Source organism: Ruegeria sp. AK11, assembly GCF_056541095.1.
In genome coordinates this window covers 32326-44450 of the sequence record NZ_JBQFXU010000010.1, presented here as the reverse complement: position 1 = coordinate 44450, position 12125 = coordinate 32326, and the positions used below count along the sequence as shown (strand labels likewise).

At 57.9% G+C, this 12125-nt stretch carries 12 protein-coding genes; 9 read left to right on the top strand and 3 right to left on the bottom strand.

Annotated elements, in window-relative coordinates:
* Positions 1–39: 39 nt before the first annotated feature.
* The 4 genes from ACR0D9_RS17315 to ACR0D9_RS17300 all read left to right on the top strand — a co-directional run bounded on the left by ACR0D9_RS17315 (position 40) and on the right by ACR0D9_RS17300 (position 2668).
* Positions 40–828, top strand: coding sequence for an exodeoxyribonuclease III (locus ACR0D9_RS17315; RefSeq protein ID WP_480488609.1), 789 nt, complete (start codon positions 40–42; stop codon positions 826–828).
* Between the two features lie 75 nt (positions 829–903).
* The gene (gene trxA / locus ACR0D9_RS17310; protein WP_480539615.1) at positions 904–1818 is read left to right on the top strand and encodes a thioredoxin; all 915 of its coding nucleotides are present in this window, start codon (positions 904–906) and stop codon (positions 1816–1818) included.
* A 26-nt stretch (positions 1819–1844) separates the two neighbouring features.
* Entirely contained in the window at positions 1845–2486 is a 642-nt protein-coding gene (locus ACR0D9_RS17305; protein WP_480506416.1) for an LON peptidase substrate-binding domain-containing protein, read from the top strand.
* Positions 2483–2668, top strand: coding sequence for a Trm112 family protein (locus tag ACR0D9_RS17300; RefSeq protein WP_209504973.1), 186 nt, complete (start codon positions 2483–2485; stop codon positions 2666–2668). The genes ACR0D9_RS17305 and ACR0D9_RS17300 overlap by 4 nt, the downstream gene beginning before the upstream one ends.
* On the opposite strand, the gene ACR0D9_RS17295 is transcribed toward ACR0D9_RS17300, so the two are convergent.
* On the bottom strand, positions 2665–3927 hold the full coding sequence (locus ACR0D9_RS17295; protein WP_480539613.1) for an FAD-dependent monooxygenase: 1263 nt from the start codon (positions 3925–3927) through the stop codon (positions 2665–2667). The two genes, ACR0D9_RS17300 and ACR0D9_RS17295, sit on opposite strands and share 4 nt — an antisense overlap.
* 52 nt (positions 3928–3979) lie before the next feature.
* On the opposite strand from ACR0D9_RS17295, the gene ACR0D9_RS17290 reads away from it, so the two are divergent.
* The 4 genes from ACR0D9_RS17290 to ACR0D9_RS17275 all read left to right on the top strand — a co-directional run bounded on the left by ACR0D9_RS17290 (position 3980) and on the right by ACR0D9_RS17275 (position 10173).
* Complete coding sequence (locus ACR0D9_RS17290) at positions 3980–5308, top strand: amidase (protein WP_480539611.1); 1329 nt, start codon at positions 3980–3982, stop codon at positions 5306–5308.
* Between the two features lie 108 nt (positions 5309–5416).
* Positions 5417–6598, top strand: a complete 1182-nt coding sequence (locus ACR0D9_RS17285) for an aminotransferase class I/II-fold pyridoxal phosphate-dependent enzyme (protein WP_480488615.1) — start codon at positions 5417–5419, stop codon at positions 6596–6598.
* A 14-nt stretch (positions 6599–6612) separates the two neighbouring features.
* Complete coding sequence (locus tag ACR0D9_RS17280) at positions 6613–9537, top strand: DNA translocase FtsK (RefSeq protein WP_480539609.1); 2925 nt, start codon at positions 6613–6615, stop codon at positions 9535–9537.
* Positions 9538–9576: 39 nt separating this feature from the next.
* A complete protein-coding gene (locus ACR0D9_RS17275; RefSeq protein ID WP_480488619.1) occupies positions 9577–10173 on the top strand; it encodes a LolA family protein in 597 nt (198 codons plus the stop codon).
* A 15-nt stretch (positions 10174–10188) separates the two neighbouring features.
* On the opposite strand, the gene ACR0D9_RS17270 is transcribed toward ACR0D9_RS17275, so the two are convergent.
* Together ACR0D9_RS17270 and ACR0D9_RS17265 are read right to left on the bottom strand one after the other, a co-directional pair.
* Positions 10189–10770, bottom strand: coding sequence for a transglycosylase SLT domain-containing protein (locus ACR0D9_RS17270; RefSeq protein ID WP_209504968.1), 582 nt, complete (start codon positions 10768–10770; stop codon positions 10189–10191).
* 60 nt (positions 10771–10830) lie between these two features.
* Positions 10831–11712, bottom strand: a complete 882-nt coding sequence (locus tag ACR0D9_RS17265) for an AEC family transporter (RefSeq protein ID WP_480488621.1) — start codon at positions 11710–11712, stop codon at positions 10831–10833.
* A gap of 80 nt (positions 11713–11792) precedes the next feature.
* Here ACR0D9_RS17265 and hspQ point away from each other — a divergent pair, with 80 nt between their 5' ends.
* Positions 11793–12119 (top strand): heat shock protein HspQ, encoded by a 327-nt coding sequence (hspQ, locus tag ACR0D9_RS17260; RefSeq protein ID WP_209504966.1) that lies wholly within the window; start codon positions 11793–11795, stop codon positions 12117–12119.
* Positions 12120–12125 lie beyond the last annotated feature (6 nt).

Below are 12125 nucleotides of genomic sequence, written 5' to 3'. Positions count from 1 at the left end.
CGTTAACCTTCGCCAAATCGCGACAGAGGATTCCTCGCCATGCCCTTCACACTTGCCACCTGGAACATCAACTCGGTCCGACTGCGCGAACCAATCGTGCTGAAACTGTTGGAAGAAGAGGCGCCGGATGTTCTGTGTTTGCAGGAATGCAAGTCTCCGGTTGAAAAGATCCCTACCGAAGGGTTCGCGGCGCTGGGCTATACCCACATGATTGCCCGTGGTCAGAAAGGATATAATGGCGTCGCCATCCTGTCCCGCCTGCCAATAGAAGAGGTGGGCGACAAGGATTTCGCTGATCTCGGCCACGCGCGCCACATAGCCGGTCGGTTGGAGAATGGTGTCACGATCCACAACTTCTATGTCCCCGCTGGCGGTGATGTGCCGGATCGTGAAGTGAATGAGAAATTTGGCCAAAAGCTCGACTATCTGACGGACATGCGCGATTGGTTCCACGCGGAAAAGCCGGGAAAATCCATCCTCGTCGGCGATCTGAACATTGCCCCGCGTGAGGATGACGTCTGGTCGCACAAACAATTGCTCAAGGTCGTCTCGCACACTCCGATCGAAGTGGAACAACTGGCCGAGACCCAGGACGCAGGTGGTTGGGTCGATATCACCCGGCAGGATATTCCCGAAGGGCAGCTTTTCAGCTGGTGGTCCTACCGGGCCCGCGACTGGGATGCGGCAGACAAGGGGCGGCGGCTGGATCATGTCTGGGCCACGCCCGATATTTCGAATGCGGGCCATTCCAGTCGCATTCTGCGGGATGCGCGTGGGTGGGAAAAGCCCAGCGATCATGCGCCGGTCTTTGCGACTTTCGACATTTGAACTGAAACTCTGCCCTTGGTTTCTGCGACAAGCGATTGCATATAGGGCGCAAGTTCGAACGAAAGAGTGATTGCCATGGACATCCTGAACGGCGCAGCCGCCCCAGCCACCGATCTGATCAAGGACGGGACCGAGGCCACTTTCATGGTCGATGTGATCGAAGCCTCGCAGGAAACGCCTGTTATCGTTGACTTCTGGGCACCCTGGTGCGGCCCGTGCAAGACGCTGGGCCCAATGCTGGAAGACGCGGTTACCGCCGCCAAAGGCGCGGTGAAGATGGTCAAGATCAACGTGGACGAGGCACAGATGATCGCCTCGCAGATGCGCATCCAGTCGATTCCAACGGTCTACGCGTTTTTTAAAGGGCAACCCGTGGACGGTTTTCAGGGCGCGCTGCCGGGGTCCGAGATCAAGGCTTTCGTGGATCGCGTGATCGAGGCGTCAGGTGGGGAAAGCCCGGGCGGCCAATTGGATGACGCCGTAATAGCCGCCGAAGAAATGCTGAGCGACGGCGCAGCGGCAGATGCTGCGCAGACTTTTGCCGCCATTCTTGGCGAAGACCCGAACCACGCGGCAGCATATGGCGGGCTGGTGCGGGCACATATCGCCACTGGCGATCTGGAACATGCCGAGGCCATCCTGAACGGTGCACCCGCCGAAATATCCAACTCGGCCGAGGTCGAGGCTGCGCATGCGCAATTGCAGCTGGCCAAGCAGGCGGCTGATGCAGGTCCGGTGGCGGATCTGACAGCGGTCGTTGAAGCAGACCCCGAAAATCTTCAGGCCCGGTTTGATCTGGCACAGGCCTTGCACGCGAACGGCGAAGTGGAAGAAGCCGTGGCGCAATTGCTGGAATTGTTCCGTCGGGATCGTGAGTGGGATGACGGGGCCGCCAAGACCCAGCTTTTCACGATCTTTGACGCGCTCAAGCCCAATGACCCGATCGTTCTGAATGGTCGCCGCAAACTCAGCTCGATGATATTTGCCTAATTTCTGATCAGAGCTAGAATTGGGACATGATGCATCCCGCCGACTTGCCGGACACCGTATCCGTTTTCCCCTTGCCCGGGGCGCTGTTGTTGCCCCGCTCGCGCTTGCCGCTTCACATCTTCGAGCCCCGCTATTTGCAGATGCTGGACGATGCCCTCAAGACCAAGGAACGGCTGATCGCGATGGTCCAGCCAAATCCTTCGGCCCATGATGAGAACAAACTGCACCGCATCGGGTGTGTCGGGCGCGTGACCCAGTTTTCCGAAACGGAAGATGGTCGGTATCTGATCACGCTGACCGGTGTGTCCCGGTTCCGGGTGGTGTCAGAGCTGGACGCTTTCACGCCATATCGGCGATGCGAAGTCTCGTGGGACGGCTTTGACAGGGATCTTGGCAAGGCCGAACACGACGACAGGTTCAATCGCACCAAGTTCCTGGCTTTGCTGGAACGTTTCTTTTCGTCACGGCAATTGTCCACTGACTGGGATTCGCTGAAAGATGCCGAGGATGAATTGCTGGTAAACTCACTGTCCATGCTGTTGGACTTTGACCCGGAAGATAAACAGGCCCTCTTAGAGGCCCCTTGCCTACGCACACGGCGCGAGACGCTGATGACATTGATAGAATTCGCAATGCGAGGCGGATCGAATGAGGAAAAACTGCAATGACTGACCCTGAACACGCCTTTGATCGCCGTATGCTCGAAGCTCTGGTCTGCCCGCAGACGCAAACGACCCTGCGCTATGACGCCGAAAGGCAGGAGCTTGTGTCACAGGCCGCTGGGCTGGCTTTTCCCATCCGCAACGGCATTCCGGTCATGCTGGTCGACGAGGCACGGCAGCTGGACTAAATTGGCTGCCCTTGCAACAGCTTGGGCAAATCCCCGGTCAAACCCGCTGCTTCGCGGACGAAACCGCGCCGCAACCCCGGCAGTGCGCCGACAATTCCCATACCAACGTCGCGCCCAATGCGCAGCAACGGGTTGTCGTTTGAGAACAGTTTGTTGAAGACATCCGTTGCCATCGCAAGAGCAGCGGTGTCGAACCTGCGCCATTCCTGGTAGCGTTCCAGCACCATAAGCGATCCGATGTCTTCGCCGCGCCGTCCTGCCAAGGTCAGAACCTCTGCCAACGCGCCGACGTCACGCAAACCGGCGTTCAGGCCCTGACCGGCAATCGGGTGCATCCCGTGGGCAGCATCCCCGACCAGTGCCAGACGATCAGCGATAAAGGAATTGGCGATGGTCAGGTTCAAAGGATAGGTGAAACGATCACCAGCCAGGTGGATGTCACCGAGGAAATCGCCAAACCGCGGGCGTAGCACTTGCAGATACTCATCCTCAGGCAGGGCGTTGATCTGCTGCGCGGCCTCGGTGCGTTCGCTCCATACAATGGAACTGCGATTGCCGGTCAGCGGCAGAATCGCCAAGGGGCCCGGTGGCATAAAGAACTGATGGGCAATGCCGTGATGCGGCAACTCGTGTTCAATGGCGCAGACCAGTGCGGTCTGGCCATAATCCCAACCGGTGCGCTTGATACCTGCGCGGTCCGCAGTGCCGCTGCGGCGACCGTCGCACCCGATCAGCAGTCTGCTGTTCATCGTCGAACCATCGTCCAGCGTCACGGTCACTCCAGTGGTGTCGGCTTGTTGCGACACAACAGTCTTGCCACTCAGCTGAGTGATGCGGGGCTCTTCGGCCATAGCGTCCAGAAAGGCGCGGCGCAGGTGACGGTCTTCGACCATAAACCCCATCGGACCTTCTTCTATTTCGGCATGGTCGAAATGCATGAAAAACGGTGACGGGCCTGTACCTGCGTGGCCGTCCGTGACCTTGATTTCCAGCATCGGTTGGGCGTGTTCCGCAACACGGCCCCACACGCCGATGGCAGCCAGCAAGCGCTGTGATGCCAAGGCCAGCGCATAGGCTCGCCCGTCGAACGCCGCATTCTTGCGGACCTTCACATCAAGCGCATCAATCACTGTGACCGAATGTCCGGTTTGTGCCAGAGCCAATGCCAAAGCCGGGCCGTTCAACCCGCCGCCCACGATCAGAATGTCAGATGCCTGTGTCATGCCCTGCAATATGCGCGCCCTTTCGGGATTGTCCATGTGCAGTCCTGTCGCTACCGTTCTTTCAAGCCAAAAAGCAGGAGGGGGCGGGATGCAGGATTGGTTGACCATGACGGCGTGTGATTTGGGCCGTGGCATTGGGATGGGCCAGATCGATCCGGTTGAATTGACGGAAACCTACCTGTCCGCAATAGACGCCCATCCGCACCGCGACCGCATCTATGCCCGCGTCACCCATGACCGCGCCCGCGCCGAGGCTGAAGCCGCGCAGCAACGCGCGAAAATGGGATTGCGGCGATCGTTGCTGGATGGGGTTCCGATCAGCTGGAAAGACCTGTTCGACACTGCCGGCACCGCGACCGAGGCCGGGTCGGCGCTTCTGAAAGACCGGGTGCCGGATGCGGATGCGCTTGTGGTGCGCAACGCAACCCAGATGGGAACGGTCTGTCTGGGTAAGACGCATATGAGCGAGCTGGCCTTTTCCGGCCTTGGATTGAACCCGATCACTGGTACGCCGCCTTGCATTGACGATGAGGACGCCGTGCCTGGCGGTTCATCTTCAGGCGCGGCGGCTTCGGTTGCGTGGGGTTTGGCAGCTGGGGGTATCGGGTCCGATACTGCTGGGTCAGTACGCATCCCATCGGCTTGGAACAATTTGGTTGGACTAAAAACCACCGCCGGGCGGATAAGTTTGGAAGGGGTTGTACCTCTGCGCCTTCGGTTTGACACGGTGGGCCCTTTGGCGCGCTCAGTTGAAGACGCAGCACATATGCTGGCTTTGCTTGAGGGCGGAACGCCTGCCGATCTGCGAGGTGCAAACTTGAAAGGCCGCCGTTTTGCAGATTTGCAAAACGTGGTTAAAGACGATTTGCGCGATGTACCGCGAGTCGCTTATGAGGTTGGTTTGGAACGACTTCGAGACGCAGGCGCAAAGGTTATACCTCTTGAGGTTCCCGAACTTCACAACGCAATGTCCCTGTCTAGTGTTGTCGATCCCACTGAATCGTACGGACTGTGGCGAGATGTGATCGAAGCGAATCCTGATGTAATGTATCCTCCGATACTGGAACGGTTCCGGGCTGGAAAAGACGTATCCGGTCCGGACTACGTCGCTGCGTGGTCGAAGCTGGAAGCCTGTCGCGCGGCATGGGATACCGCCACCGCCGGGTTCGATGCCGTTCTTGCGCCAACCGTTCCCAATCTGCCACCCAATCTGGACCGGTTGATGACCGATCACGACTATTACGTGACTGAAAACCTGCTGGCCCTTCGCAATACGCGGATCGGCAACCTGATGGGGCTTGCGGCGCTGACCCTGCCCACCGGAACGCCCGGTTGCGGGCTGATGATGATGGGGTATCCGAACTCGGAAGAGGCCCTGTTGCGGTTGGGGTCAGCGGCAGAATCGGCATTGGCCTGAATGCCACAATCCACTGATTCGGAACCTCTTTGTCTGGACGAAGAGGTATGCGGACTGTAATCTGCCAAAAAAACGGGGCGCAAATGACCCCGATATTGAGGCAGTAACATGGATTTTCCCGAGCGGTTTTCGAACCTACCGGAATATGCATTCCCGCGTTTGCGCGCCCTGTTGGATCACCATCAACCGGGTGGTGACGTCGTTCATATGACGATTGGCGCGCCCACGCATGATTTTCCGGCCTGGGTGACGGATGTCATCATGGAAAACGCGGCCGGGTTTCAGGGCTATCCGCCGAACGAAGGCTCGGAAGACCTGCGCGGTGCAATCTCGGGCTGGATCAAGCGGCGCTATGGGGTCGAAATGGACCCTGACGCCAACGTCATGGCGCTGAACGGCACACGTGAGGGGCTGTATAATGCGGCCATGGCACTGTGCCCGGAACAAAAGAATGGCAAACAACCGATCATCCTGTGCCCGAACCCGTTTTATCAGGTCTACATGGTCGCGTCGATTTCTGTGGGTGCGCAACCCTATTTTGTCCCTGCAACCGCCGCGACGGGTCATCTGCCGGATTATTCCGGCCTGCCCGAAGATGTGCTGAACCGAACAGCGGTGGCTTATATCTGTTCCCCGGCCAACCCGCAGGGCGCGGTTGCGTCGCGCGACTATTGGGCTGACCTGATCCGTCTGGCCGAGGCATATGATTTCCGCATCTTCGCCGACGAATGCTATTCCGAGATTTACCGTAACCAAGCCCCGACGGGGGCTCTGACCGTCGCGCAGGAACTGGGGGCCGATCCCGAACGGATCACGCTGTTTAATTCCCTGTCCAAACGCTCGAATCTGGCCGGTTTGCGCTCGGGCCTGATTGCAGGTGGACCAAAGTCCATCAGCCAGGTGAAAAAGCTGCGCACCTATGCCGGATCCCCACTGCCTTTGCCCTTGCAAGCCGCCGCCGCGCGCGTCTGGGCGGATGAGACACATGTCGAGCAAAACCGCGCGCTCTATCAGGAGAAATACGCCATTGCCGATAAGGTGTTTGCGGGCGTGCAAGGTTACATGTCGCCAGTGGCCGGGTTCTTTCTGTGGTTGCCGGTCGAGAACGGCGAGGACGCAGCATTGAAGGTTTGGAAGGATACCGGGGTTCGGGTTCTTCCGGGCGCATATCTTTCACAAGGTGATCCGGGAAATAACCCGGGCGAAAGCTTTATCCGGGTTGCATTGGTAGCCCCAAAAACAGAGTTGCAGCGTGGTTTGATCACACTCCGCGACTGCATCTATACGTGAGGTACGAGGGCAAAATGGCATCATATAACGCGCGAAACCGCGACCCATTGCTGGACAGCACAACACAGGCAGCCCTGGAGCGACGCAGTAAGGAACTGATCGGTATCGCGCTGATCCTGTTGGGCTTGGCCGCGGCTGCGATGATCTGGTCCTATACGCCCGATGATCCTAATTGGATGGTTTCGACCGACGCGCCGGTGCAAAACTGGATGGGACGGGTCGGCGCGTCTATTGCAGCCCCCTTGTTCATGATCGTGGGCTGGGGAAGCTGGGGCATCGCGCTTGTTGTGGTTGGATGGGGGCTGCGTTTTGCTGGCCATTTCGGTGAAGACCGGGCCATTGCCCGCCTGATCTTTGCCCCGATCTGGATCGCTGTAGCCTCGGTCTATGCCGCTACCCTTGTTCCCGGTGCCGAGTGGCGTGCAACGCATAGCTACGGTTTGGGCGGTTTGTTCGGCGACACGGTCATGGGCGCGTTGCTGACGCTGGTGCCGATCTCTTCGCATTTTCTGGTCAAACTGATGTCGCTGGCCATGGCCGTCGGGATGACCACGCTGGGTGTTTTTGTGCTGGGCTTCACCAAGGCCGACGTGAAACGCGGCTTCCGCGCCTTCCTACTGGGTCTTGTTATGTCTTATGACATGCTGATGACGCTGATGGGGCGTGGTGCGGCCTCGGCCGCGCAAGCCGCGCGGGATCGCCGAGCACAGTGGGAAGAACGCAAGCTTGCCCGCGCTGAAGCGGCTGAGGCGATGTTTGACGACGAACTGGTCTATGCCGATCCTGTTTTTGAAGAACCTGAATTGGGACGTCCTGAACCTCCGGTCAAATCAGGCCTGTTGGCGCGAATGCCGTCACTTATCCGGCGCCCCGATCCAATGCCCGAGCCTGAGTTGGTGGATCCTGAACCGATCGCCGGCTTTGACGACATGCCCGGAGAAGATCGCATCCGCTCCAAAATCTCGGCCGCCGTGCGAAATCGCAAGGTAGCCGTGGGTGAAATGACACCCGAGCCGGATCCCAACCTGCCGTTGACCAAGGGTCGTGGACGCGGTCCCGATCCGCTAATCCTGAACCAGCATACCTCGTCCGAACTGCCACCCGAACCGCCGATGACGGCGTATGGTCTGCGCCCCGAGCCGCAGGTGTCCGCTGGTGACACGCCAGAGGCGCAAGAACCCGCTGTGTTCGGTTATGAGGCCGGGACAGAACAATACGATTACGCATCCGAATTGGATATCGATGATGAGTCGGTTTTCGAGGATGTCACTGACGCCGCGCCGCAGCAGCGCCCCGCGATGAAAATCCCGGTAGCTGAACCGCGCAAGCCTGTGGTGGCGCAGCCCGTGCGTCGGACACCGTTGCCGTCTCGTCGTGCGCAGGCCGAAGCGCAACCGGCATTGTCCTTCGAGGAACGGCACTCTGACTTCGAACTGCCGCCTCTGGGCTTGTTGTCCAACCCCGCCAGTATCCAACGCCATCACCTGAGCGATGAAGCCTTGGAAGAAAATGCACGGATGCTGGAAAACGTTCTGGACGATTACGGCGTCAAGGGTGAGATCGTCAGCGTACGCCCCGGCCCGGTCGTGACCATGTACGAGCTGGAGCCCGCTCCGGGCCTCAAGGCGAGCCGTGTGATCGGTTTGGCAGACGATATTGCGCGTTCGATGTCGGCGCTGTCGGCGCGGGTTTCGACCCTGCCGGGCCGCTCGGTGATCGGCATCGAATTGCCCAACGAAAACCGCGAGATGGTGGTTCTGCGCGAAATCCTCGCCAGCCGAGACTTTGGCGATGGCAACCAGGCGTTGCCGCTGGCGTTGGGCAAGGATATCGGCGGTGAATCCGTTGTGGCGAACCTGGCCAAGATGCCTCACCTGTTGATTGCCGGGACCACGGGTTCGGGTAAGTCGGTGGCGATCAACACGATGATCCTGTCGCTGCTCTACAAGCTGACGCCGGATGAATGCCGCCTGATCATGATCGACCCCAAGATGCTGGAACTTTCGGTTTACGATGGCATCCCGCATCTGCTGTCACCCGTTGTGACCGATCCAAAGAAGGCGGTCGTCGCCCTGAAATGGGTCGTGGGCGAAATGGAAGACCGCTATCGCAAGATGTCCAAGATGGGCGTGCGCAACATTGCGGGCTACAACGGCCGGGTGAAGGACGCGCTGGCCAAGGGCGAGTTGTTCAGCCGCACGGTGCAGACCGGGTTTGACGATGAAACCGGTGAACCAACGTTCGAGACGGAACAATTCGCGCCCGAAGCGATGCCCTATATCGTCGTCATCGTCGATGAGATGGCCGATCTGATGATGGTCGCGGGCAAGGAAATCGAAGCCTGTATCCAGCGTCTGGCGCAAATGGCACGGGCCTCGGGCATTCACCTGATCATGGCCACACAGCGCCCCTCGGTTGACGTGATTACCGGCACAATCAAGGCCAACTTCCCTACGCGGATTTCGTTCCAAGTGACGTCGAAAGTCGACAGCCGCACCATTCTGGGCGAGATGGGCGCCGAACAACTGCTGGGGCAGGGCGACATGCTTTACATGGCCGGTGGCGCCAAAATCACCCGTTGCCACGGACCGTTTGTGTCGGATGAAGAGGTAGAGGAGATCGTCAACCACCTCAAACAATACGGTCCGCCCGATTACGTGGGCAGCGTTCTGGATGGCCCGGCCGAGGACAAGGTCGACAACATTGACGCCGTTCTGGGGCTGAATACTGGCGGCAACACGAACGGAGAGGACGCGCTGTACGATCAGGCGGTGGCAATTGTGATCAAGGATCGCAAATGCTCGACCTCTTATATTCAGCGAAAACTCGCCATCGGGTACAACAAGGCGGCGCGTCTTGTTGAGCAAATGGAAGACGAAGGTGTTGTTTCGTCAGCAAATCATGTCGGGAAACGCGAAATCCTCGTTCCCGAGCAATAGGATATTTAATAACAAGGGCAGACAGCCTATCTGTACAGCATGAAACAGATTGCTTTTGCCCTTGCTTTGACACTGGCCGCACCCGCCGCATGGGCGGCGGAAAAACTGCCGCTTTCGCAGATTTCCAATTACCTGAACGGATTGAAAACGGTTCAGACAACGTTCACGCAGGTGAACGATGATGGCTCGTTGAGCACCGGACAGCTGTGGATGCAGCGCCCGGGCAAGATGCGGTTCGAATATGACCCGCCCAACAGCGCTGTGGTGCTGGCGCGATCAGGCAGTGTTCAGATCTTCGATCCGAAATCGAACCAGCCACCCGAGCAATACCCGCTGAAGCGCACGCCTCTATCCATTGTGCTGGCACGCAACGTGAATCTTGATCAGGCCAATATGGTTGTCGGCCACAGCTTTGACGGCACGGCCACAGTGGTCACCGCGCAAGACCCCAAGAACCCTGAAGCAGGCCGGATTGAACTGATGTTCACCGATAATCCGGTTGAGCTGCGCAAATGGGTGATCCATGACAACGCCGGCAGCCAGACCACCGTTCTTTTGGGTGCGTTGACCGTAAGCAATGGTCTTGATCAGGGTCTTTTCTCGAACAAGGAAAGACGCGGGTCAGTCAATCGCTGACCCGCTTTTTGCTGGTCAATACCGGCAGTTCGCCAACTGTGCCTGATACAGTTGCGCGCGCGCGTCCACGTCATTGGCCACGCTCAACAACCACGACTTGCTGTTGTGGGTGCCGCGAGCGTACCCCGTGTGACCTTCGTGATAGGCCAAGTATTGATTGCGTGTGTCGCCGGGGTGGATGCCGTTGCGCTCATAGCTTTTGTTCATATACCAGCCGATGAAGTCCGAGGCATCGCGGATGCGATCCCGCTTGGCCCGGCGCTTGCCGGTTTCGCGCTGATATTGATCCCAGGTGCCGTCCAGTGCCTGGCTGAACCCATAGGCGCTGCTTTGCCGCCCCATCGGGATCACGCCCAGCACGTAACGGTGCGGGGTACGCGCGTCGTGGCGATATCGGCTTTCCTGATAAATCGTGGCCATCTGAACGTGAACCGGAACACCCCATTTCTGCTCGGTGCTTTTGAAAGCCTTGATAAAATCCGGTCGTTCGTGCGCAATGCTGCACGCGTCGTTCAGCTTGCTGGGCGGTTGTTTTGACCCGCCGCCACAGGATGCCAAAAGCAGCACCCCGAAGAGTACGATAAGAATTCTGCTCATGTGCCTCATGCCTTTTTTGTTTATTCTAGCGCAGATTGAGCTCTGAGGAAATCACAATCGCTATAAAACAATGGCAAGAATTATGGGTAACGCCGCCACGGAAAGTACGGTGGACACCATGACCATGCCGGCAACGGCATCGGAATCGGCTTCAAATCGTTCTGCCAACAAATATGAGGTCACAGCGACCGGTGTACAAATTTGCAATATCAGAACGCCAAAGGCGACAGTGTCCAGATCAAACAACACCCCAATCCCCCAGCCCAACGCAAAGCAGACGATAAGTTTCAGGACTGACAGCCAGAGCGCTTGCCCCAGACTACGCGAGGTCAGGCGGGCGATTGCAACACCCACCGTGACTAACATCAGCGGAACAGCCATTTGCCCCAAAAGCTCTAACGTGTTGGTTAGAAATGTCGGAGTTTGCCACCCCTGCCACAAAAACACCGCACCCAGAATGGTCGCCCATGCCATCGGCTGGCGTAAGACCTGTCCCCATGCGCCTTTTCCGGCGACTAGGTAGATCCCATAGGTGAAAGAAAACAGCGCGGTTACAGACAGAAAGATGACCGCGTAACCCAAACCAATCTGCCCGAACGCAAAGATACATAGCGGCAGGCCAAGATTGCCGGTATTGCCGAAAATCAGCGGTGACAGGTACGTGCGCTGATCCAGTTTCAATCCGCGAACAATCAACCAGAACACCCCAGCCAGCAGAAGATTTGCGACCAGAGTTGCCGACGTGAAACGCGACAAATCTCCGCCCGGAATGTCGGTTTGCATGAGTGCAACAAAGATCAGACTGGGCATTGCCAGCGTCGTTGCAAAGCGTGTCACAAATTGCAGCCGGTATTCGAACCCCAGTTTGACCCACGTAAAGCCAATGGCCGCCAAGAGAAAAACCGGGGCCACGATTTCGAACACTGTCAGTATTAGGTTCACAGACTGTTTCCCTGAATTTCACATCAATGATTGGCATTTCGGGCCAAAAACCGTTAGTAAATGCGGTGGGGGCCGAAACAATGTTAAAGACACGCGCGAAATACGGATTGGGCCAGGTGGTCCGTCACAAGAAACACCCTTTTCGAGGGGTGATTTTTGACGTGGACCCGGAATTTTCGAACACAGAAGAATGGTACCAGGCCATTCCGGAAGACAGCCGTCCACGGAAAGAACAGCCGTTCTACCACCTGCTGGCAGAGAACGACCAATCCTTCTATGTTGCTTATGTTTCAGAACAAAATCTGGTTGCAGACTATTCTGGAGAGCCGGTCGAGCACCCGGATATCTCCAACATGTTCGGCCCGTTTGAAGACGGTGCTTACCCTCTGCATTTCCACCTGAACTAGGTTTGG